This is a genomic window from Actinokineospora bangkokensis (assembly GCF_001940455.1).
GTDB classification, from domain to species: Bacteria; Actinomycetota; Actinomycetes; order Mycobacteriales; family Pseudonocardiaceae; genus Actinokineospora; species Actinokineospora bangkokensis.
This window is the reverse complement of sequence record NZ_MKQR01000004.1, coordinates 110,171-132,734: the sequence shown is the minus strand read 5'-3', so window position 1 is coordinate 132,734 and position 22,564 is coordinate 110,171. Positions and strand designations below refer to the sequence as shown.

At 73.5% G+C, this 22,564-nt stretch carries 17 protein-coding genes; 8 read left to right on the top strand and 9 right to left on the bottom strand.

Annotation, left to right across the window (positions count from 1 at the left end; translation table 11 throughout):
• Nucleotides 1-44: 44 nt before the first annotated feature.
• Nucleotides 45-1,001, top strand: coding sequence for a UDP-glucose 4-epimerase GalE (gene galE / locus BJP25_RS02525; RefSeq protein WP_084793610.1), 957 nt, complete (start codon nucleotides 45-47; stop codon nucleotides 999-1,001).
• 67 nt (nucleotides 1,002-1,068) lie between these two features.
• Here the strand turns inward: galE and BJP25_RS02520 are convergent, their stop codons facing one another.
• The gene (locus BJP25_RS02520; protein ID WP_075973122.1) at nucleotides 1,069-2,061 is read right to left on the bottom strand and encodes a DUF4192 domain-containing protein; all 993 of its coding nucleotides are present in this window, start codon (nucleotides 2,059-2,061) and stop codon (nucleotides 1,069-1,071) included.
• Between the two features lie 138 nt (nucleotides 2,062-2,199).
• Nucleotides 2,200-3,054 (bottom strand): M23 family metallopeptidase, encoded by an 855-nt coding sequence (locus BJP25_RS02515; protein ID WP_075973121.1) that lies wholly within the window; start codon nucleotides 3,052-3,054, stop codon nucleotides 2,200-2,202.
• Nucleotides 3,055-3,227: 173 nt separating this feature from the next.
• Here BJP25_RS02515 and BJP25_RS02510 point away from each other — a divergent pair, with 173 nt between their 5' ends.
• The 5 genes from BJP25_RS02510 to BJP25_RS02490 are packed head-to-tail and all read left to right on the top strand — an operon-like array spanning nucleotide 3,228 to nucleotide 11,806.
• Nucleotides 3,228-4,793, top strand: coding sequence for a mucoidy inhibitor MuiA family protein (locus tag BJP25_RS02510; RefSeq protein ID WP_075973120.1), 1,566 nt, complete (start codon nucleotides 3,228-3,230; stop codon nucleotides 4,791-4,793).
• A 34-nt stretch (nucleotides 4,794-4,827) separates the two neighbouring features.
• Complete coding sequence (locus BJP25_RS02505; RefSeq protein ID WP_075973119.1) at nucleotides 4,828-6,870, top strand: prolyl oligopeptidase family serine peptidase; 2,043 nt, start codon at nucleotides 4,828-4,830, stop codon at nucleotides 6,868-6,870.
• A 43-nt stretch (nucleotides 6,871-6,913) separates the two neighbouring features.
• Nucleotides 6,914-9,952 (top strand): DEAD/DEAH box helicase, encoded by a 3,039-nt coding sequence (locus BJP25_RS02500; protein ID WP_075973118.1) that lies wholly within the window; start codon nucleotides 6,914-6,916, stop codon nucleotides 9,950-9,952.
• On the top strand, nucleotides 9,945-10,769 hold the full coding sequence (locus BJP25_RS02495; protein ID WP_075973117.1) for an SWIM zinc finger family protein: 825 nt from the start codon (nucleotides 9,945-9,947) through the stop codon (nucleotides 10,767-10,769). Before BJP25_RS02500 ends, BJP25_RS02495 begins: the two co-directional genes overlap by 8 nt.
• The gene (locus BJP25_RS02490) at nucleotides 10,766-11,806 is read left to right on the top strand and encodes a DUF2293 domain-containing protein (RefSeq protein ID WP_075973116.1); all 1,041 of its coding nucleotides are present in this window, start codon (nucleotides 10,766-10,768) and stop codon (nucleotides 11,804-11,806) included. Before BJP25_RS02495 ends, BJP25_RS02490 begins: the two co-directional genes overlap by 4 nt.
• A gap of 63 nt (nucleotides 11,807-11,869) precedes the next feature.
• Here BJP25_RS02490 and BJP25_RS02485 read toward each other — a convergent pair whose 3' ends face one another.
• From BJP25_RS02485 to BJP25_RS32995, 4 genes are all read right to left on the bottom strand, one after another.
• A complete protein-coding gene (locus BJP25_RS02485) occupies nucleotides 11,870-12,235 on the bottom strand; it encodes a VOC family protein (RefSeq protein WP_233157880.1) in 366 nt (121 codons plus the stop codon).
• Nucleotides 12,236-12,460: 225 nt separating this feature from the next.
• Nucleotides 12,461-15,271, bottom strand: coding sequence for a vitamin B12-dependent ribonucleotide reductase (locus BJP25_RS02480; RefSeq protein ID WP_075973115.1), 2,811 nt, complete (start codon nucleotides 15,269-15,271; stop codon nucleotides 12,461-12,463).
• Nucleotides 15,272-15,419: 148 nt separating this feature from the next.
• Complete coding sequence (nrdR, locus tag BJP25_RS02475; RefSeq protein ID WP_075973140.1) at nucleotides 15,420-15,896, bottom strand: transcriptional regulator NrdR; 477 nt, start codon at nucleotides 15,894-15,896, stop codon at nucleotides 15,420-15,422.
• A gap of 575 nt (nucleotides 15,897-16,471) precedes the next feature.
• Nucleotides 16,472-16,969 carry a LysM peptidoglycan-binding domain-containing protein gene (locus tag BJP25_RS32995; protein WP_143218843.1) on the bottom strand — a complete coding sequence of 166 codons (498 nt, stop codon included), beginning with the start codon at nucleotides 16,967-16,969 and terminating at the stop codon, nucleotides 16,472-16,474.
• 279 nt (nucleotides 16,970-17,248) lie between these two features.
• Between BJP25_RS32995 and lexA the strand changes: the two genes are divergently transcribed.
• Nucleotides 17,249-17,959: a transcriptional repressor LexA gene (gene lexA, locus BJP25_RS02465; RefSeq protein ID WP_143218842.1), complete on the top strand. Its 711-nt coding sequence runs from the start codon at nucleotides 17,249-17,251 to the stop codon at nucleotides 17,957-17,959.
• An 11-nt stretch (nucleotides 17,960-17,970) separates the two neighbouring features.
• On the opposite strand, the gene BJP25_RS02460 is transcribed toward lexA, so the two are convergent.
• The 3 genes from BJP25_RS02460 to BJP25_RS02450 form a co-directional block, all read right to left on the bottom strand.
• The gene (locus BJP25_RS02460) at nucleotides 17,971-19,020 is read right to left on the bottom strand and encodes a hypothetical protein (protein ID WP_075973113.1); all 1,050 of its coding nucleotides are present in this window, start codon (nucleotides 19,018-19,020) and stop codon (nucleotides 17,971-17,973) included.
• A gap of 29 nt (nucleotides 19,021-19,049) precedes the next feature.
• Nucleotides 19,050-20,501: a GTPase HflX gene (hflX, locus tag BJP25_RS02455; protein WP_075973112.1), complete on the bottom strand. Its 1,452-nt coding sequence runs from the start codon at nucleotides 20,499-20,501 to the stop codon at nucleotides 19,050-19,052.
• A gap of 88 nt (nucleotides 20,502-20,589) precedes the next feature.
• A complete protein-coding gene (locus BJP25_RS02450; RefSeq protein WP_408607085.1) occupies nucleotides 20,590-21,096 on the bottom strand; it encodes an ArsR/SmtB family transcription factor in 507 nt (168 codons plus the stop codon).
• Between the two features lie 157 nt (nucleotides 21,097-21,253).
• Here BJP25_RS02450 and BJP25_RS02445 point away from each other — a divergent pair, with 157 nt between their 5' ends.
• Nucleotides 21,254-22,537: an MFS transporter gene (locus tag BJP25_RS02445; RefSeq protein ID WP_075973110.1), complete on the top strand. Its 1,284-nt coding sequence runs from the start codon at nucleotides 21,254-21,256 to the stop codon at nucleotides 22,535-22,537.
• Nucleotides 22,538-22,564: the final 27 nt, after the last annotated feature.

Genomic DNA, 22,564 nt, shown 5'->3' with positions numbered 1-22,564 from the left:
CCCGCAGGAACGCCAAGGCAGAGCTGAGGAAGGCGAGGAACAGGGTGAAGCTGCTCGTGACGGGCGGGGCCGGGTACGTCGGCAGCGTGTGCGCGGCCCGGCTGCTGGAGTCGGGGCACGAGGTGGTCGTGGTCGACGACCTGTCGACCGGCCACGAGGACGCGGTGCCCGACGGCGCCCGGTTGGTCCGCGCGGACATCGGCGAGGTGGCGGGCGAGCTGCTCGCCGAGGGGTTCGACGGCGTGCTGCACTTCGCGGCCAAGTCGCTGGTGGGCGAGTCCATGGTGGACCCGGCCAAGTACTGGGACGGCAACGTCCTCACCTCCTTGCGGTTGCTGGCGGCCATGCGCGAGCACGGCACGCCCCGGTTGGTGTTCTCCTCCACCGCGGCCACCTACGGCGAGCCGGACCAGGTGCCGATCGTGGAGTCGGCGCCGACCCGGCCGACCAACACCTACGGCGCGACCAAGCTGGCGATCGACCACGCGATCACCTCCTACGCCAAGGCGCACGGGCTGGCCGCGGTGAGCCTGCGGTACTTCAACGTGGCGGGCGCCTACGGCCGCTTCGGCGAGCGGCACACGACCGAGACGCACCTGATCCCGATCGTGCTGCAGGTGGCGATGGGCACCCGCGAGCGGATCTCGATCTACGGCGCGGACTACCCGACCGCCGACGGCACCTGCGTGCGCGACTACATCCACGTGCTCGACCTGGCCGCCGCGCACCTGCTCGCCCTCGACCACGCGGTGAAGGGCGAGCACCAGGTCTACAACCTGGGCACCGGCACCGGCTTCTCCAACAAGCAGGTCGTCGAGGCCTGCCGGGAGGTCACCGGCCACCCGATCCCGGCCGAGTTCGCCGACCGCCGCGCGGGCGACCCGGCGACGCTGGTGGCGTCGTCGGCGGCGGCCACCGCGGCGCTGGGCTGGACGCCCGAGCGCACCGACCTGCGCACGATCGTCTCCGACGCGTGGGAGTTCACCCGCGCGCGCGGCTGAGGCCCCCCACCCGACCGGCCCCGGTGCGACCTCGGCGTCCGCCCCGGGGCCGGCCCGCGCCCGGGGCTCACCGCTGCGCCGCCTTGGCCAGCAGCTCGCGCAGCTTGTCCGGTGGCAGAGCCCGGTCGAGGCAGGCGAGCAGGATCTCCGGCAGCTGCTGCCCCGGGTCGGCCGCCCTGGCCCGGTCGAGCGCCATCCGGGCGAGGGCCCCGTCGCCGCGCAGGTAGGCGTGCACGGCGAGGAAGGACGCGGGCGCCGCGCGGTGCGGGGCGGGCAGCGCGCGCGTCAGCCGCGTCCACAGCCGTTCCGCGACCCTGGCCCCGTCCCCCAGGGCGAGGCCGAGGCAGTGCCCGCGGATGTCGGGGTCGGTCAGGGCGTGCGCGATGGTGGCCAGCAGCCGGTCGCCCAGTTCGGGCTCCGGGCCGGGCGGGTCCGCGGTCGCCGCCTCGGCGAAGCGGGCGAGGGTGGCGTCCAGGACGGCGGCGTCCGGTGGTGCTAGCGCACCGACCGCCACCACCATCCGGGCGCGGCGGGAGAGCACGTCCTCGGGGTCGGGCGCGAGCGTGTCCACCATGGACTGCCGGTCCGGGTAGGTGACCGCCCCCGAGACCGCCATCGCCGCGGCCAGCGGGGACGAGCACGGGTCTCGCACCGCGCCGGAGCACCCGCAGTCGGAGTAGCACCGCCACGGCGCCCCCGCGGCGGTGGCGGTGGACCACAGCACGTGCGGCACGGTGACACCGGCGGCGTGCAGCCCGTCGGCCAGTGTCCGCACGAAACCGGCGTGCGACAGCTCCTCGGGGTGCAGGAGGACGACGAGGGCGGCGGTGGCCCCGGACTCGACGGCGATGTCGACGAGGTGGTCGGCCAGGTCGCGCTCGTGCGGCGGCCCGGGCAGGTTCGCCCGGACCACCGACCCGACCGAGGCTTCGTCCTCGCCCTGGTCGACGGTGATGAGCACGACCGAGTCGACCGGGTGGAACCCCAGCAGGTTCGGGATGGCGGCCACGAGGTCGCCGCCGTCGTGGATGGTCAGGTTGGTGCGCAGCGGAGTTGTCATGCACCCAGCGTGCGGCGCGGCGCCGCCGCGTCCAAGCGGGACGGCGCGCCTGTGGATGGTTCGGACCCCTGTGGACGAACAGGCCCGACAGGACCGCCCAGGGGGCGGAACTGTCGGGCCTGCGTGGTAGGCGCGGCGTCAGCCGCAGTGCTCGAACGCGCTCGTGTACGTGGCCGAGCCCGCGGACCCGCCCCACTTCACGCACTTGCCCGCCGCGGCCTTCTTCACCGGCCCGGCGTAGTAGGAGAACGAGCCCGAGTCCGTGCTCCGCGTGCCGCCCTGGACCTCCAGGAACGCCGACACCGACGACGCGCTGCCCAGCGAGGTCAGCTTCATCGTGGCCACGCAGTTGTAGCCGGTGCTCGCGTTGTACAGCAGGTACACGCGGCCCGCGGTGCCCAGCGCCGCCGAGTCGATCTGGCTGAACCCGCTGCCGCAGACCTCCTGCGGGGTGTACGGGTTGGTGCTGCCCGAGCAGCGGTTCTTGCTGGTGTAGCTCTTCGTGCCCCAGTACAGCGCCTGCGCGCCGTTGAACACGACCTTCTGCGGCACGCCGTTGAGCAGCTGCTCGAAGTGCAGGTGCGCGCCGGTCGACCCGCCGGTGTTGCCCACGTTGCCGATCGTGGCGCCCTGGGACACGCTCTGCCCCACCGACACCCGCTGCACCGACAGGTGGGCGTACCGGGAGCGCCACCCGCCGCCGTGGTCGATCTCGATCCACCGGCCGTAGCTGGTCGAGCCCTCGTTGGCGACGCGGGTGACGGTGCCGCCCGCGGTGGCGACCACCGGGTCGCCGTCGTCGCCGTCGCGGTTGAAGTCGATCGCGTTGGCCGGGCTGTGGTTGGTCCTGGTCTGCCCCGACCACACCTGGTTGCACGGGAACGGCAGCTGGAACGCGGGTGCGGCCGAGGCCACCCCGGCCCCCACCACGAGCGCGCCCGCGGTCACCGCGGCGGTGCCCACCAGCACCGCGAGGGTCCGCAACTTGCCCATCTCCACCTCCGGACACATCGGTTGGCGACCAACCAAGCACGCTGCGTGCCCGGTTCGACGGGTTTCCGCCAGGTTTAGGGGGTGGTCGGGGGCCGATGAGGGGGATGTCCGGGGCAGCGGCGGGCTCCACCGAACCCGCGACGGGTGTCGGGGTGGGTGGGTAGCCTGCGCGCGTGGAGACTCGCGTGGACGCCCCGATCGTCGCTGTCACCGTCTACCCGGGACAGGCCAGGGTGACCAGGCGCGGCACCGCGGCGCTGGCGCCGGGGGAGCAGCGCGTGCTGGTCGGCGGGCTGCCGCTGGGCCTGCACCCGGACTCGGTGCGGGTCAGCGGGCGGGGCCCGGCGACCGTGCTGGGGGTCGACGTGGGCCAGGAGCGGCACGCCAGCACCCCGGACGAGGCCGTGGCGGGGCTGGAGGAGCGCCGCGACGCCCTGCGCCTGCGGTTGCAGGAACTCACCGACCAGGACCAGGTGCTCAGCGGCCGGGCCGACCTGCTGGCGGCGCTGGCCACCCGGGCGGGCAGCAGCTTCGCCCAGGCGCTGGCCAGGGGCGAGGCCGAGCCCGCCAGGGTGGCCGAGGTGGGCGACGCGCTGGCCGGGCAGCTCACCGCGGTGCTGGCCGAGCGGCGGGCGCTGTCGGAGACCCGGCAGCGCGCGCAGGCCGAGTTCGAGGAGGCGCAGCGGCGGCTGGCCGACCGCGGCCGGGTGCGCGCGCCGGACCGCCGGGTGGTGGCGGTCGAGCTGGGCGTGTCCCAGGCGGGCGAGGTCGAGCTGGAGGTCTCCTACCTGGTCGACGCCGCGGGCTGGGAGTCCCGCTACGACGTGCGGCTCTCCGGGGGCGCCCTGCGGCTGACCTGGTACGGGCTGGTGACCCAGCACAGCGGCGAGGACTGGCCGGAGTGCGAGCTGCGGCTGTCGACCGCGCGGCCAGCGGCGAGCATCGACGTGCCGGAGCTGTCGCCCTGGTTCCTCGACGTCGAGCGGCCGCTGCCGCCGCCCGCGCCGATGGTGCGGGCGATGGCCGACAGCAGCTTCGGGGCGGCCGCGCCCATGGCGGCCGCGCCCGCGGGTGCCGCCGCCAAGCCGGTGTTCGAGGCCGTCGCCCAGGTCGAGCACGCCGAGGCGTCGACGACCTACCGGCCGACCAGGCCGGTGGCCGTGCCCGCCGACGGCAGCTCGCACCGGACCACGGTGGCCCAGGTCGACCTGCCCGCCGCCCTGGACCACGTGGCGGTGCCGCTGCGCGGACCGGAGGTGTACCTGCGGGCGACCGCGGTCAACAACTCCCCGCACACGCTGCGCCCGGGGCGGGCGGCGCTGTTCCACGACAGCGAGTTCGTCGGCGTCACCGACCTGGCGACCTGGGCGCCCGGCGAGGAGGTCGAGCTGACCCTGGGCATCGACGACCGGGTGCGGGTCGAGCGGGAGCTGACCAGGCGCGCGGCGGGCAAGGCGGTGATGGGCGGCACGCGCAGGCAGGAGGTCTCCTACCGGATCACCGTGGGCAACCACGGCCCGCGCCCGGCGCGCATCGCCGTGGTCGACCAGCTGCCCGTCTCGCGCACGGAGTCCGCCGTCGTGCGCGACGTGGTGGTGCAGCCGCAGCCCGCCGAGTCGACCGAGCTGGGCGAGCTGACCTGGCGCGCCGAGCTGCAACCCGGCCAGACCTGGGAGATCACCTTCAGCTTCCGGGTCGACTTCGCCAAGGGGGTGGCGGTGCGCGGCCTGCGGGACTGACCGGCGGGCCCGCGGGCGGTGGCAGACTGGCGGCATGACCGACCCCGACATCCCCACCGACCCCCACCTCTGGCTCGAGGACGTCACCGGAGACGACGCGCTGGCCTGGGTCCGCGAGCGCAACGCCGGGTCCGTCGCCGCGCTGACCGGGGGCGCGCGGTTCGAGGCGATCCGCGCGGGCGTGCGGGAGGTGCTCGACGCCGACGACCGCATCCCCTACCCGCGCAGGCGCGGCGAGTTCCTCTACAACTTCTGGCAGGACGCGGCCAACCCCAAGGGGCTGTGGCGGCGCACCACCCTGGAGGAGTACCGCGGCGGTGACCCGCGGTGGGACGTGCTGCTGGACGTGGACGCGCTCGCGGCCGCGGACGGGGAGAACTGGGTGTGGGCCGGTGCCGCCGTGCGCAGGCCGCACTACGACCGCGCGCTGGTGGAGCTGTCGCGGGGCGGCGCGGACGCCACGGTGGTGCGCGAGTTCGACCTGGGCACGCGGACCTTCGTCGAGGGCGGGTTCGAGCTGCCCGAGGCCAAGTCCCGGGTGAGCTGGATCGACGACGACACCATCTACGTCGGCACCGACTTCGGCGAGGGGTCGATGACCACCAGCGGCTACCCGCGGGTGATCAAGGCCTGGCGGCGGGGCACGCCGCTGGCCGAGGCGGAGGTGGTGTTCGAGGGCAAGCCCGACGACGTCAGCGCCTACGCCTTCCGCGACCACACCCCCGGCTTCCAGCGCGACTTCGTCGGCTCGCACCCGGACTTCTACAGCAGCACCGACCACGTGCGCGGCGCGGACGGGTCGCTGGTGAAGATCGACCTGCCGGACGACGCGTCCCCGGACGTGCACCGGGAGTGGATGCTGGTGTCGCTGCGGTCGGAGTGGACGGTCGGCGGGCGGACCTTCCCGGCCGGGGCGCTGCTGGTGACCGACTTCGAGGCGTACCTGGCCGGGTCGCGCGAGCTGACCCCGCTGTTCCTGCCCGACGAGCGCACCTCGCTCAGCGGCTGGGCGTGGACGCGCAACCACCTGATCCTCAACGAGCTCTCCGACGTGACCACCCGGCTGGAGGTGCTGACCCCCGGGCCGGACGGCTGGGCGCGCGAGGAGCTGCCGGGCGCCCCGGAGCTGGGGTCGGCGAGCATCACCGACACCGACCCGGACAACTCCGACGAGTACCTGCTCAACGTGACCGGCTACCTCCAGCCCTCGACGCTGCTGCGCGGCGAGGTCGGCGGCGAGGTGGAGGTGCTGCGCCGCGCGCCCGCGTTCTTCGACGCCGACGGCCTGCGGGTGGAGCAGCACTTCGCGACCTCCGACGACGGCACGCGGGTGCCCTACTTCGTCGTGCGCGGGGAGAGCACGGACGGCCCCACGCTGCTCTACGGCTACGGCGGCTTCGAGGTCTCGCTCACCCCGGGCTACTCCGGCGGGCTGGGCCGGTCGTGGTTGGCGCGCGGGGGCACCTACGTGGTGGCCAACATCCGCGGCGGTGGTGAGTACGGGCCGCGGTGGCACCGCGCGGCGATGCGGGAGAACCGGCTGCGCGCCTACGAGGACATGGCCTCGGTCGCCAAGGACCTGGTCGCGCGCGGGATCACCACGCCCGAACGGCTGGGCGTGCAGGGCGGCAGCAACGGCGGACTGCTCACCGGGGTGATGCTCACCCGCTACCCGGAGCTGTTCGGCGCGGTGGTCGTGCAGGTGCCGCTGCTGGACATGCGCCGCTACCACCTGCTGCTGGCGGGTGCGTCGTGGATGGCGGAGTGGGGCGACCCGGACGACGCGGCGGACTGGGAGTTCATCAAGGAGTACTCGCCGTACCACAACGTCCACAGTGGACGTACGTACCCGCCCGCCTTCTTCGTCACCTCGACCCGCGACGACCGGGTGCACCCAGGGCACGCGCGCAAGATGATGGCGCGGATGCTGGAGCAGGGCCACACCCCGCTGTACTACGAGAACATCGAGGGCGGGCACGGCGCGGCGGCCGACAACGAGCAGCGGGCGTTCATGTCCGCGATCGTCTACGAGTTCCTGCTGCGCACCCTCGACCCGGGTTCATCCACAGAGCGGTAGCGGGCGTCCCGGGTTGTCGTGGGGGGTCGGTAGCCTCTGAACCGTGTTGGCGCTGCACTGCCTCGCCGCGGACTCGGCCCCCGGGGAACTCGCGCTGTGGGCGGAGGACTCCGACCTGCCCGCCCGGCGCCCGGGCCGGGCGGGCAGGTCGGCGACCGACCACCCCTACGCCGCGCCCGCCGAGGAACTGGCGCGGCGGCTCGGGGTGGCGGGCACGCCGACGCGGGTGCGCGTCCTGCTGCCCTCCTACCCGTCCGCGCCGGTGGCGTCCCCGGAGCTGGTGCGCGACCCGCTGACCGCGGGGCCGCCGCCGCGCGGGTCGGTGCGGTTGCAGCCCTGGCTGGTCCCCGCGCTGCTGGTGCGGGCGCACTCGCTGCCGGAGGCGGTGGGCGGCGCCGACGCCGAGGACATCCGGCCCGGGGCCGCGGTCCGGTTCGTCGTGCGGGTGGTGGCGCTCGCGGAGGACCTGGTGGCACGCGGTCGGGTGCTGCCCGCGCTGGTGGCCGAGGGGGACGGGCACGCCGCGCGCTGGCGCCCGGCCCTGACCGGCGCGGACTCGGCCCGCTACGCGCGCTTGCGCGACGCGCTGCCCCCGGTGCTGCGCGCCGAGCAGGTCGACCCGGCGCTGCTGGAGGGCCGCGTCGGGGAGGACGTGCTGCGCGGGCTGCTCGACGCCGCCGTCGACGCGCTGGTGCGGGCCAGGGTGTCGGGCACCGCGCTGGCCCCGCCCGGCCGGTTCGCCGCCGCGGACGCGGCCGCGGGCGCGTTGCTGCGCGCGCTGGTCGACGACCCCGCGGTGCACGCAGGCCCCGAACGCGTCCGCACGCTGTCGAGGCAGCTGGCGTCGTGGGCGGCGGGCGCGGCGCACGAGGGCCCGGTGCGGGCCTGCTTCCGCCTGCGCCCCGCGGAGGAACCGGACGAGCCGTGGCGGTTGGAGTTCCTGCTCCAAGCCGCCGACGACCCGAGCGTGCTCGTCCCCGCGCAGCAGGTGTGGTCGGGCGACCGCGGCGAGGTGCTGCGTCGGTGGGTGGCCCGCCCGCAGGAGGTGCTGCTGGCCGACCTGGGCCGCGCGGCGCGCGTCCTGCCCGCGCTGGACACCGCCCTGCGCGAGCGGCACCCGGTCGGGCTGGAGCTGGACACCGCGGGCGCGCACGACGTGCTGGTCCGGGCCGCCGCGCTCGACCAGGCGGGGTTCGGGGTGCTGCTGCCGTCGTGGTGGAAGGCCTCGAACGAGGTGGGGCTGCGGCTGACCACCACCAGCCGGGGCACCGCGGGCACGGTCAGCCGCACCAGCGTGCTGGGCCGCGACGAGCTGGTCGACTACCGCTGGGACGTGGCGCTGGGCGAGCTGACCCTCACCGAGGAGGAGCTGCGCGAGCTGGCCGCGGCCAAGGTGCCGCTCGTGCGGGTGCGCGGCCGGTGGGTGCACGTCGACCAGCGCCGGATCGCCGCCGGGCTGGCCTACCTGGAGCGGGCGGGCACCGGGCGGATGGCCGTGGGCGAGGTGCTGGAGATCGCCGGGCTGCCCGCCGAGGACGACGAGCGCGGCATCCCCGTCGTCGGCATCGGCGGCACGGGCTGGGTGGCCGACCTGCTCGCCGGGCGGGTCGACAGCACCCTGGAGCCGATGGACCCGCCCGCGGGCTTCGGCGCCGTGCTGCGCCCCTACCAGCGGCGCGGGCTGGCCTGGCTGGCGTTCCTCGACGGGCTGGGCCTGGGCGCCTGCCTGGCCGACGACATGGGCCTGGGCAAGACGGTGCAGCTGCTCGCCCTGGAGGCGCACAACCGGCACGGGCGGCAGCGGCCGCCGACGCTGCTCATCTGCCCGATGTCGCTGGTGGGCACGTGGTTGCGCGAGGCGCAGCGGTTCACCCCGGGGCTGCGCGCGCACGTCCACCACGGCGCCGAGCGGGCGGGCGCGGACGAACTGGCGGCCGCCGTGGCGGGCCACGACCTCGTCATCACCACCTACGCCACCGCGACCAGGGACGCCGCCGCGCTGGCCGAGCTGACCTGGGACCGGGTGGTGCTCGACGAGGCGCAGAACATCAAGAACAGCGCGGCCCGGCAGTCGCAGGCGGTGCGCGGCCTGCCCGCCCGGCACCGGATCGCCCTCACCGGGACACCGGTGGAGAACCGGCTGGCCGAGCTGTGGTCGGTGATGGACTTCGCCAACCCCGGCCTGCTCGGCCCGCTGGCCCGGTTCCGCGCCCGCTTCGCCGTGCCGGTCGAGCGGCACGGCGACGAGGACGCCGCCGCCCGGCTGCGCCGGATCACCCGCCCGTTCATCCTGCGCCGGGTCAAGACCGACCCCACCGTCATCGACGACCTGCCGGACAAGCTGGAGATGAAGCAGCTCTGCACGCTCACCGCGGAGCAGGCCTCGCTCTACCGGGCCGTCGTCGACGACATGCTGGCCAAGGTCGACGACAGCGAGGGCATCCAGCGCAAGGGCCTGGTGCTGGCGACGATGACCAAGCTCAAGCAGGTGTGCAACCACCCGGCGCAGTTCCTCGGGGACGGCTCGCGGGTGGCGGGCCGCTCGGGCAAGCTCGCCCGGCTGGAGGAGGTCCTGGAGCAGGTGCTCGCCGACGGCGACCGGGCGCTGTGCTTCACCCAGTTCGCCGCGTTCGGCGGGATGCTGGTGCCGCACCTGGCCGCCCGGTTCGACACCGAGGTGGGCTTCCTGCACGGCGGCACGCCCAAGAAGCAGCGCGACCGCATCGTCGAGCGCTTCCAGGCGGGCGACGGTCCCCCGGTGCTGCTGCTGTCGCTCAAGGCGGGCGGCACGGGGTTGACGCTCACCGCCGCCAACCACGTCGTGCACCTGGACCGCTGGTGGAACCCGGCGGTGGAGGACCAGGCCACCGACCGGGCGTTCCGCATCGGGCAGCGGCGGGCGGTGCAGGTGCGCAAGTTCGTCTGCGTCGGCACGCTGGAGGAGCGGATCGAGGAGATGATCGAGCAGAAGAAGGCGCTGGCGCAGCTGGTGGTGGGCGCGGGCGAGGGCTGGCTGGGCGCGCTGTCGACCGACGAGCTGCGCGAGCTGGTCTCGCTGTCGGAGGAGGCCGTCGGTGGCTGACGACCAGTGGTGGCGCGACGCCCCGGCCGGGCCCATCCGGGTCGCGGACGGCCTGCGGGCGCGCAGCCAGCGCGGGGAGATCGCCCGGTCGTGGTGGTCGCGGCGGTTCCTGTCGGTGCTGGAGTCGCTGGGGCTGGGCGGGCGGCTCGACCGGGGCAGGCGCTACGCCCGGCAGGGGCAGGTGCTGAGCCTGTCGCTGTCGACGAGCATCGTCGTCGGGCAGGTGCAGGGCAGCAGACCGGAGCCCTACCGGGTGCGCATCGGGGTGCGGGCGTTCACCGACGAGCAGTGGACGGCGGTGGAGCAAGCGCTTGCGGGCCAGGCGCTGTTCCTGGCCAAGCTGCTCGCGGGCGACATGCCGGAGGACATCGAGGACGCCTTCGAGTCGGTCGGGCTGCACCTGTTCCCCGACGACGCGCACGACCTGTCCATGGATTGCAGCTGCCCGGACTGGCAGGTGCCGTGCAAGCACCTGGCCGCCGCTTGCTACCTGCTCGCGGAGTCCTTCGACGCCGACCCGTTCGAGATCCTGGCCTGGCGCGGGCGCTCGCGCCAACAGCTGCTGGACAACCTGCGCGAGCTGCGCGGCGGTGCGGAATCGCAGCGGCCGGAGGAGCGGGAGGCGCCGCTGACCGAGCTGCTGGAGGGGTTCTGGGGTTCGCCCGCCACTCCCCCGGCCCCGGCTGGGCCGCTCGTGGCGGGCGCCCCGGACGCCATCCTCGACCAGCTCGACGCCCTGCCGGTGGTCGTGCGCGGGCGCCCCCTGGTGGACCTGCTGCGGCCCGCGTACCGGGCGATGGTGGAGGAGCAGAGGTGAGCGCGCGGTTGGAGCGGCGGGTCAGCGAGGTCGCGGAGGAGCTGCTGCGGCGCAAGAAGGTCGTGGCCCCGCTGGACGTGCTGACCGGGTTGGGGTGGGTCAGCGGGCGGGTGGTGCAGTCCTGGGAGCTGGGCAAGGTGCCCGCGCTGGAGGGCGTGGCGGCGGTGCCGGCGGAGCGGCTGACCGAGGCCGTGGCGTGCCTGCACCGGTGGGCGCGCGGGCGCAACCTGGTCCAGTCCGAAGTGGAGTACGTGTCCGCGACCCGCGACCGCAGGCCGCTGCGCTTCACCGCCGAGGGCGACGAGCGGCCCTTCGGTGCTCAGTGGACAGACCCGGCGCTCACCGAGGCGCGGCGCGCCAAGGTGACCGCGGCCAAGGCGCCCGAGCTGATGGTGCTCATCGCCGACAAGCCCTGGTACTGCGCGCAGTGCGGGGAGACGGGCGAGCACCAGTTCGTCGAGGACGACAAGCCCCTGTGCCTGGACTGCGCCGACTTCGGGCACCTGGTGCTACTGCCCTCCGGCAACGCGGCCATGACCCGGCGGGCGCGCAAGGCCAGCGGGCTGGCCGCCGTCGTCGCGACGTGGAACCGCTCGCGCAAGCGGTACGAGCGGCGCGGCCTGCTGGTGGAGCGCGCCGCGCTGGAGGAGGCCGAGGCGGCGTGCCTGGCCGACGAGGAGGTGCGCGAGCGCAGGCGGGTCCGCGACCGGGAGCGGCGGGCGGAGCAGGACGTGGAGTTCCAGGCCGCGTTCGCCCGGCGCATCGGTGAGCTGTTCCCGGCGCTGGCCGCGGCCCGCGCCCAGGCGATCGCGGAGCACGCGGGCACCCGCAGCAGCGGCCGGGTGGGCCGGTCGGCGGCGGGTCGCGCCCTCGACGAGCACGCGGTCACCCTCGCCGTCGTCGCGGCGATCCGGCACGAGGAGACCGACTACGACGTCATGCTGATGGCGGGCGTGCCCCGCGCCGAGGCCCGCGACCGCATCCGCGACGACATCGATCGCGTGCTCGCGCGGTGGCGCTCGACCAGTCCTGAGTAGACACATGCAGAACGCCGGTGCCCACCCCCGGCAGGGGCGGGCACCGGCGTTGGTCGAGCGGTCTCAGCCGCGTCGCACGCAGAGGCAGAACGGGTGCCCCGCCGGGTCGAGCAGCACCCGCCAACCCGGGTCGGGCTGGAACTCCGGCTTGGTCGCCCCCAGCTCCAGCGCCCTGGCCTCCCCGCCGTCCAGGTCGTCGACGTAGAAGTCCAGGTGGTAGCGCTTGGCGTCGGCGCTGTCCGGCGACCACTCCGGGGCGGTGTACCCCTCCACCCGGCCGAACCCGATCGGCGCGGACCCCTCGTCGGTGATCATCGCGTACTCGTGCTCGCTGGCCGCGACCTTCCAGCCGAGCAGCTCGGCGTAGAAGGCCGCCAGCGCCTGCGGGTCCGGGCAGTCCAAGCTCACCATGGCCAAGCTCGCGGTCACGGCCACCACCTCCACACCAGTCGTCTGTGAGGTGAACATGATGGCACCCACCCCCCACACCCCGTGCTCAACTCGGTGCGAATTCGCCGGGAATGCACATCCCGGTTCAGCCCATCCGGTGAACCGCCGGCAATGCACCAACCGACAGCACTTCCCGGTACCACACAACGCGACGGGGAAGGGCGGGAACCGTTCCCGGTCCCCGCCCTTCCCGTGGTCCTGCGGTCAGCTGCAACCGGAGGTGGAGCCGCAGCCCTCGCAGACGTAGCAGGAGCCCGCGGGGCGCATCTTGGTGCCGCAGGTCATGCACAGCGGGGCGTCGGCGGCCTTGCCCAGGTGCAGCTCCAGCAGCTCGGTGGAGCTGTGGGCGGCGCTGAGCGGCTTGTCGGCCACGGCCTGCTCGATCTCGGTGCTGGGGGTGGCGTCGACCGAGGTGCGCAGGGCTTCGAGGTCCACGTCGGTGCCGTAGTCGGCGGCGACCTGGGCCGAGCGCTCGTCGGCGGTGAAGATGCCGAGCTGGGCGCGGGTGTCGTAGGGCAGGTAGTCCAGGGCCAGCCTGCGGAACAGGTAGTCCAGGACGCTGGTGGCGATGCGCACGTCCGGGTCGTCGGTCATGCCCGCGGGCTCGAAGCGCAGGTTCTGGAACTTCGAGACGTAGAACTCCAGCGGGATGCCGTACTGCAGGCCGACCGAGATCGACATGGAGAACGCGTCCATCACCCCGGCCAGGGTCGAGCCCTGCTTGCCCAGCTTGACGAAGATCTCGCCCAGGCCGTCGTCGGGGTAGGAGCCCGCGTGCAGGTAGCCCTCGGCGCCGCCGACGGTGAACGACACGGTCTGGCTGGGGCGCTTCTTGGGCAGGCGCTTGCGGACCGGCTTGTACTCGACGACCTTCTCCGGCTCGGCCTCGGCCTTGGCCGCGCCGCCCTTGCCCGCCGACAGTGGCTGGCCGACCTTGCAGTTGTCGCGGTAGATCGCCAGGGCCTTGATGCCCAGCTTCCAGCCCTCGTAGTAGATCTCCTCGACGTCCTCCACGGTCGCCGACTCCGGCATGTTGACCGTCTTGGAGATGGCGCCGGAGACGAACGGCTGCACCGCGGCCATCATCTTCACGTGGCCCATCGGCGCGATGGACCGCTCGCCCATGGCGCAGTCGAACACCTCGTAGTGCTCCGGGCGCAGGCCGGGGGCGTCGACGACGTGGCCGTGCTCGGAGATGTGCTCGACGATGGCCTCGACCTGCTCGTCCTGGTAGCCCAGGGCGGTCAGCGCGCGCGGCACGGTCTGGTTGACGATCTGCATGGAGCCGCCGCCGACCAGCTTCTTGAACTTGACCAGCGCCAGGTCCGGCTCGATGCCGGTGGTGTCGCAGTCCATCATCAGGCCGATGGTGCCGGTGGGGGCGATCACCGAGGCCTGCGCGTTGCGCCAGCCGTTCGCCGCGCCCACGCGCAGCGCCTCCTGCCACTCCCGGGTGGCCACCCGCTGCACGTGCGAGTCGATGTGGTCGTAGGTGCGGACCAGGTCGTTGGCCGCGGCGTGCTTGCGCATGACGCGCTGGTGGGCGTCGGCGTTGCGCGCGTAGCCCTCGTACGGGCCGACCGCACCCGCCAGCTCGGCGGAGCGGCGGTAGGCGGTGCCGGTCATCAGCGAGGAGATCGCCGCGGCCAGCGCCCGGCCGCCCTCGGAGTCGTAGGCGTGGCCGGTGGCCATGAGCAGCGCGCCGAGGTTGGCGTAGCCGATGCCCAGCTGGCGGAAGCGGCGGGTGGTGTCGGCGATCGGCTCGGTCGGGAAGTCGGCGAAGCAGATCGAGATGTCCATCGCGGTGATGATCAGCTCGACGGCCTTGGCGAACCGCTCGGCGTCGAAGGTGCCGTCCTCGCGCAGGAACTTGAGCAGGTTCAGCGACGCCAGGTTGCAGCTGGAGTTGTCCAGGTGCATGTACTCGCTGCACGGGTTCGACGCGGTGATCCGGCCCGACTCGGGGCAGGTGTGCCAGGCGTTGATCGTGTCGTCGTACTGGATGCCGGGGTCGGCGCACTCCCAGGCGGCCTGGGACAGCTTGCGGAACAGCTGCTTGGCGTCGACGCGCTCGATGACCTCGTGCGTGGTGCGCGAGCGCAGGCCGAACTCGCCGCCGGTCTGCACCGCGTGCATGAACTCGTCGGAGACCCGGATGGAGTTGTTGGCGTTCTGGTACTGCACCGAGGTGATGTCGGCGCCGCCGAGGTCCATGTCGAAGCCCGCGTCGCGCAGCACGCGGATCTTCTTCTCCTCCTTGGCCTTGGTCTCGATGAACTCCTCGACGTCGGGGTGGTCCACGTCGAGGACGACCATCTTCGCCGCGCGCCGGGTGGCGCCACCGGACTTGATGGTGCCCGCGGAGGCGTCGGCGCCGCGCATGAACGAGACCGGGCCGGAGGCGGTGCCGCCGGAGGACAGCAGCTCCTTCGACGACCGGATGCGGGACAGGTTCAGGCCCGCGCCCGACCCGCCCTTGAAGATCAGGCCCTCTTCCTTGTACCAGTTGAGGATCGAGTCCATCGTGTCGTCGACCGACAGGATGAAGCACGCGCTGACCTGCTGCGGGGAGGCGGTGCCGACGTTGAACCAGACCGGGGAGTTGAAGCTGAACACCTGGTGCAGCAGCATGTAGGTCAGCTCGTGCTCGAACACCTCGGCGTCCTGCGGCGAGCCGAAGTAGCCGTGCTCGACACCGGCGGCGACGTACTTGCCCACCACCCGGTCGATGAGCTGGCGCAGCGACTTCTCCCGCTTGTCCGAGCCCACGGCGCCGCGGAAGTACTTGCTGGTCACGATGTTGGTCGCGTTGACCGACCAGGTCGAGGGGAACTCCACGCCGCGCTGCTCGAAGTTCACCGACCCGTCGCGCCAGTTGGTCATCACGACGTCGCGCAGCTCCCAGGTGACCTCGTCGTAGGGGTGCACCCCCTCGGTCGTGTGCACGCGCTCCACCCGCAGCCGCTGGCGCGGTGCCCCGCCGCGCTCGGCCGTGGTCTCGACGGTCTCGGTCATGACCGGTCCCTCTCGTTCGTCAGTCCGCTGCTGTGCTGTGGCCACGGCCGCCGTCCCCGCCGTCCGCGTCGCCCCCGTGCTGTCCTTGCCCCTGCTCGCGCCCCCACCGGGGCGGCCCGGCGCACCGCTGCGCCGCCACTTGCCGCGCTTACCGCTCATCCGGCCCTGCCGCCCGCTGCGCCATGGCGGCGCGCAGGTCGGCGATCTCCTTCTCGAAGTCGTCGACGGAGGAGAAGGACCGGTACACGCTCGCGAACCGCAGGTACGCCACCCCGTCGAGCTCGCGCAGCGGTCCGAGGATCGCCAGCCCGACCTCGTGGCTGGGGATCTCGGCGCTGCCCTGCGAGCGGATGGCCTCCTCGACCCGCTGCGCGAGCTGCTGCAGCTGGTCCTCGTTGACCGGGCGCCCCTGGCAGGCGCGCGCGACCCCGCGGATGACCTTGTCCCGGCTGAACGGCTCGGTGACCCCGGACCGCTTCACGACCGCGAGCACGGCCTCCTCGACGGTGGTGAACCGGCGGCCGCACTCCGGGCAGGACCTCCTGCGCCGGATGGCCTGGCCGTCGTCGACCTCGCGCGAGTCCACGACCCGCGAGTCGGCGTGCCGGCAGAACGGACACCGCACCGGCCCCACCCCTCTTCCTCACGTCCTGGCCCCCACCTGGTACCCGCTCATCGACCACGCTTGGTGATCAACCTGTGGACAACCCTGTGCACAGGGTGTGGGCAACTGCCCCTACCTGTGGACTACTTACACGGGTGTAACTACCAGATGTTGTGGTGAACCCTAGGGGTAGACACCAGTGGGGGCAAACCCGGGGTAGGCATCGACTTGGCGCCGGAACTCACCCTGCGTGAGCACCGTTGCGCGTACGTGACCTGGGTGAACAGGGTGCGGCGGTAGGTCGACGGCGGCGTACCCGTCATCGACCTGCCCACACGCGAGAAGGCGTCACGGGTCGACAACGGACTGTCGACGGCGGCCGACCACGCACGGTGAATCGCCCGACGGAGTGACACGCGCCACCCGGGCGCGCGGGGTGATGTCGATCATGCGGAGCGTGGCGGTGCACCGTCCGAACAGGACGGATCCGCAGGTAGCGCCGCCCGTGAGCGGTGGTGCGCGTGGTACGCGCGGGAACGCTGGGGCGCCCGAGGGCGGTGGTGCGCCCGGTAGTCCTTGGCGCCCCGGGCAGGCCGTCAGCCGGAGAAGGGGACGGTGAGCGGCTGGCCCGAGCGGATCGACCCGTCCGGCAGCGCGTTCAGCTCGCGGATCCGGTCGACCACCGCGGCGGTGTCGCTGCCCGGCGCCATCCGCTCGGCGAGCCCGGACAGCGTCTCGCCGGGCTGCACCCGGACCACCGTGGTCGTGCGCGGCACGTCGGCGCCCGCGACCGACCCGGCGAACGCGCCGAGGCCCACGACGGCGGCGGCCACCACGCCCGCGAGCCCGACCAGGGCCGCGACCGGGACCGGCCTGCGCCGGGCGCAGCGGGAGGCGCCGAGCAGGTGCTGGGCGCCGACCGGGGCGCGGCGGGTCGGCGGGCGGAGCCTGCCCCGGCCGACCCGGCGACCCGGGCGCGCCGGTGCCTGCTCCCGCGTGGCGGTGACCGCGCGCAGGGCGGGTCGCGGCGGCGGGCCCGCGGTCTCCACCGGGGTGCCCGCGCCCGCGATCTCCGACGTCAGCGGTGCTGCCATCGCTGCCTCCTCGAACTACCGTTCGATCGAACGTCCGTGCGAATGTGTACCACCGAACGCGGCGGGAATTCCAGACCGCCCCGGCGTGTCGCTCGAACAGGTGTTTGATCTGCGCAGGTCGGCGGGCTACCGTCGACCCCGGAGATGATCGAGAAGGCGATCGACCCGCGATCGGCTCAGGCTCCACCGGCGCCGCAGGCGGGCGCCGGCGCGCAGGGAGGCACAGCAGTGGCAGGCACAGGAGGTCGGAAGCCCTCGGGGGCGCCGAAGAGGAAGCCGTTGACGGGGGGCAACGTGCGCAGCTTCCCCGAGCTCGACCAGACGTCCGACGGCGCGGAGCTGCCGCTGCGCCAGCGCCAGGTGCTGGAGGTCATCCGCTCCTGGGTGCAGCGCTTCGGCTACCCGCCCAGCGTGCGCGAGATCGGTGAGGCCGTGGGCCTGACCTCCACCTCCTCGGTGGCCTACCAGCTGCGGGCGCTGGAGGAGAAGGGCTACCTGCGCCGCGACCCCAACCGGCCGCGCGCCATCGGCGTGCTGCCCGCCGACGCCACGCCCGCCCAGCTGCGCGGCGAGCAGGTGTCGCCGGTGCTCATCGAGCAGGGCGACCAGGGCCCCAGGCCCACCTACGTGCCGGTGGTGGGCCGGATCGCCGCCGGTGGCCCGATCCTGGCCGAGCAGGCGGTGGAGGACGTCTTCCCGCTGCCGAAGGAGCTGGTCGGCGAGGGGTCGCTGTTCATGCTCAAGGTGGCCGGTGACTCCATGATCGACGCCGCCATCGCCAACGACGACTGGGTCGTGGTGCGCCAGCAGCCGACCGCGGACAACGGCGACATCGTGGCCGCGATGATCGACGGCGAGGCCACGGTGAAGACGTTCAAGCGGCGCGACGGGCACGTGTGGCTGATGCCGCACAACGACGCCTACGAGCCGATCCCCGGCGACGAGGCGACCATCCTCGGCAAGGTCGTCGCGGTCCTGCGCAGGCTCTGAGACCGGCGCCGTCAGCCGCGCTTGCGCGCGGCCCGGCGGTGCATGAGGTAGAGGATCCCGGCCACGACCACCCCGGTCACGCCGAGCGCCGGGATCGTGGACAACCCGCTGCTGCCGTTCGCGGCCGCCCGGGGCTGGTCGCTCGCGGGCGCGGCCGTCCCGGGGGTCGCCCCGGCGCGCTGCTGGTCGTCCTCCGGCTTGTCGCCCGCCAGCAGTGCCGTGGCGCCCGCGACGACCTTCACCGGCTCGCCCACGCCCTCCGAGGCCGAGACCAGCGACCCGTCCGGTTGCAGCGCGATGGCCTCGCCCTGCTTCTCCCCGGGCAGCGGGATGCGCACCGGCTCGCCCTGGAGCAGCGCGGCGCCGACGTCCCCGTCCGGTGCGGCGAACAGGTAGGCGTCGGTGTAGGTGCGCAGCGCGACGACCGTCCCATCGGCGCTGACAGATCCCCCGGTCACGGCCATCGACCCGATCGAGGGCGCGACGGGGCCGCCTTGGGTGGTGGTGCTGTCGACGGTGAGCGCGCCGAGGTGTTCGAGCGCGGTGGGCCCGGGCGTCGCCAGTGGACCGGCCGGGCGGTAGACGTCGGACACGCCGAACGGGCTCTTGGCCACGAGGTAGGGCGTGCCGTCCTTGGCGAGCAGCAGCGCCTCGGTGTCGTGTGGACCGTCCGGGTAGGTCAGGCGGTGCAGGGTCGTCTTCCCGGCGGGGGTGAGGGCGATGAGCGCCACTGTCTCGCGCTTGCGGTTGTTGTCCCCCGTGTCGGACAGCCAGAAGGTGCCGTCCGCCCCGCGCGCCAGGTCCTCCACGTCGTAGGGGTCGACGGGACCGGAGATCACCCGCTCGACCGCGCACGTCCGCGGGTCGAGCACGAACACCTGCGACCGGGTGCCGCCGTCGTTGACGGCGAACCAGCGCTCGCCATCGGAGACGAGGCCGGACAGCTCACCGAGCCTCTTGTCCGAGGTCGTGCAGGCGTCCACCGGCGCGGGCTGCCCCTGCGCGGCCGCGGGCAGTGGCACGGCGAGTGCCACCGCCGCGGCGGCGAGGAGCGCCCGCACCGGTGTCCGGACGAGCGGCACCGGGCCGGTCAGGCGCGGGTGCGGTGGACGGCGAACTGCTCCAGGGCGCCCGCGAGGTCGGCCTTGACCTTGGCGTGCAGCGCGGTGCCGGACTCGGTGTGCTCCTCGGAGAGCACCTCGCCGTCGCGGTGCACGCGGGCCACCAGCTCACCCCGGTCGTAGGGGATGAGCACGTCGACCTCGACGTCCGGCCGCGGGATCAGCTCGGCCACGCGCTCGCGCAGCTGCTCGATCCCCTGGCCGGTGTGCGCGGAGACGAACACCGCCCCGGGCAGCAGGTGGCGCAGCCTGGCCAGCGCCAGCTCACCGGCCGCGTCCACCTTGTTGACCACGATCAGCTCCGCGGGCATGGCCTGCTCGCGGCGCTCACCGATGTCGTTGAGGACCTCGCGCACCGCCTGGACCTGCCACTCCGGCATCGGGTCGGAGCCGTCCACCACGTGCAGGATGAGGTCGGCGTCGGCCACCTCGTCCAGCGTGGAGCGGAATGCCTCGACCAGCTGGTGCGGCAGGTGCCGGACGAACCCGACGGTGTCGGTCAGGGTGAAGCCGGTGCCCTCGGGGGTCTGGGTGCGCCGGGTGGTGGCGTCCAGGGTGGCGAACAGCGCGTCCTCCACCAGCACGCCCGCGCCGGTCAGCGCGTTGAGCAGACTGGACTTGCCCGCGTTGGTGTAGCCGGCGATGGCCACGCTCGGCACGTCGTTGGCCACCCGCCGCCCGCGCTTGGTGTCGCGGATGGTGGACATGTCCTTGATGTCGCGGCGCAGCTTGGAGATCTTGGCGCGAATCCGCCGCCGGTCGGTCTCGATCTTGGTCTCACCGGGGCCGCGCAGACCCACGCCGCCGTTGCCGCCACCGGCGCGACCACCGGCCTGCCGGGACAGCGTGGCGCCCCACCCGCGCAGGCGCGGGAGCAGGTACTGCAACTGGGCCAGCTCCACCTGCGCCTTGCCCTCCCGCGAGCGGGCGTGCTGGGCGAAGATGTCCAGGATGAGCGCGGTGCGGTCGATGACCTTGACCTTGAGCCGCGCCTCCAGCTGCTGCAGCTGCGACGGGGACAGCTCACCGTCGCAGATGACGGTGTCGGCGCCGGACGCGCGCACGACCTCGGCCAGCTCACCGACCTTGCCGGAGCCGACGTAGGTCGCCGGGTCGGGCTTGTCGCGGCGCTGGATGAGGCCGTCGAGCACCTCCGAGCCCGCGGTCTCGGCCAGCCGGGCCAGCTCGGCCAGGCTGGACTCCGACTCGAGCGCGGTGCCCTCGGTCCACACCCCGACGAGCACCACGCGCTCCAGGCGGAGCTGCCGGTACTCGACCTCGGTGATGTCCTCGAGCTCGGTCGACAGGCCGGTGATCCGGCGCAGCGACGAGCGCTCCTCCAGTTCGAGTTCACCGAGGGAGAGCTCAGCCGGACCGGTCCCGTCGCCGTGGGTGTCGTGCTGGAAGCTTTCCTCAGTCACGTGGTGAACCCGTCCTTCGTGTCGACGATGGTGTCTGCACTGCTACAACGCCATGGTCCCACGTCCGCGTTCCCGATTCGAGCAGGATTTACCCGCTCGGGTAGATCGCGAGGTACACCGCCGTGCGCTCGGCGCCCTCCAGGGGCTCCCTACCTGCGAATTCCTCCAGCAGCTCACCGATGCGCACCTGCAGTTCCGCCCGGGAGGCCTCGTCCACCTGCACGACGAGGCGGGTCTGCTCGACTGCGCCGACCCCCGCCGCGGCCACCTCCCCCAGGTAGGCCTGCAACATGGCCTCGGAGACGGTCGGGGTGTGGCCCAGGCTCAGCCGCCAGGACAGCCCGGTGGACCGGTAGGGGATCTCCTTGGCGCCCCGGGTGCCCCGGCGCTCGGGGAGGGCCTCCAGGAAGCCCGCGGCGTGCAGCTTGCGCACGTGGTGCAGGGTCGTGGCCGGGTCCTTGCCGACCTTCTCGGCGATCTCCTTGTTCGTCAGCGGCCGGTGGTGGGTCAGGCGGATGATGCGCAGCCGCACGGCCGAGCCGAGGACCTGCAGCTCCTCCGGCGTGGCCGCCCTGCGCTCGGGCACCTCAGTCACCCCTGGAGACTAGGGCGTACCTCCCACGGGGGGCGGCCTCAGCTCGTCCGTCGTTGTGCCGGGTCGCCTGGAGCGGGACCGGCGGGTGCGGGACCGTGCCGGGTGGGGTGTGGATGACTGATTGACAAGTTCCAATCAGTCGTCGACCCTGTGCGCCATGACTTCTCCGGGAACCCCTCCCACCGCTCGGCGCCGAGCCGCGCTGTGGCGGCACCGCGACTTCCGGCAGCTGTGGGTGGGCGACACCATCGCGCAGTTCGGCTACCAGGTCGGGCAGGTGGTGCTGCCGCTGCTGGCGATCTCCGCCCTCCAGGTCTCACCGGGGCAGATGGGGCTGCTCGGCGCGGCGGAGAACGCGGCGTTCCTGCTGGTGGGGCTGCCCGCGGGCGCGTGGGTGGACCGGATGCGCAAGCGGCCGCTGATGATCGCCATGGACCTGACCAGGGCGGTGCTGCTGCTGACCGTGCCGGTCGTGGCCTGGCTGGGCGCGCTGACGCTGGCGCACCTGCTGGTGGTGGCCCTGGCGATCGGGGTCTGCACGGTGTTCTTCGACGTCGGGTACCAGTCCTACCTGCCGGGGCTGGTGGGCCGGGAGCACCTGGTGGAGGGCAACGCCAAGTTGCAGGCCAGCCAGACCGTCGCCGCGCTGGCGGGTCCGGCGCTCGGCGGAGGGCTCACCCAGGCCCTGTCGGCTGCTTCGGCGCTGGTGGCGACGACGGTCGGGTACCTGTCGTCGGCGTTGTCGCTCTCGCGGATCCGCACCGGGGAGCAGGCGCCCGAGCGCAAGCAGACGCCGAACCTGCGCGCGGAGGTGGCCGAGGGCCTGCGGTTCGTGTTCGGCAACCGGTTGCTGGTGGCGATCACCGCGTGCACGAGCACGGCCAACTTCTTCGGCGGCGTCGTCAACGCCAGCTTCGTGCTCTTCCTCAGCGGCGTCGTCGGCCTGTCCCCCGGCCAGATCGGCCTGGTGATCGGGGTGCAGGCCCTCGGCGGCGTGCTGGGCGCGCTGGTCGCCGGGCGGGTGGGCGACTGGTTGGGCGGGGCGCGGGCGATCTGGGTGAGCACGCTGGTCACCTCGCCGTTCGGCCTGCTCGTGCCGCTGGCCGCGCCCGGGTGGCCGCTGGTGCTGTCGACGTTCGGGTTCGTCGTCACCGGCATCGGCGTGGTCGTCTACAACGTCGCGCAGGTGAGCTTCCGGCAGGCGGTGTGCCCGGACGCGCTGCTGGGCCGGATGAACGCCAGCATCCGGTTCGTGGTGTGGGGCACGCTCCCGCTGGGGTCGCTCGCGGGCGGGCTGATCGGTGAGTGGGCCGGGGTGCGGACCGCGCTGTGGGTGGGCGTCGGCGGCACGGTGCTCAGCGCGCTGTGGGTCGTGTGCTCACCGCTGCGGCGGATGCGCGACGTGCCGAACGCCCCCGAGGAGGTGGTGGCGGCTGGGTGATGCCCCAACTCCGATGCCCCACAACTC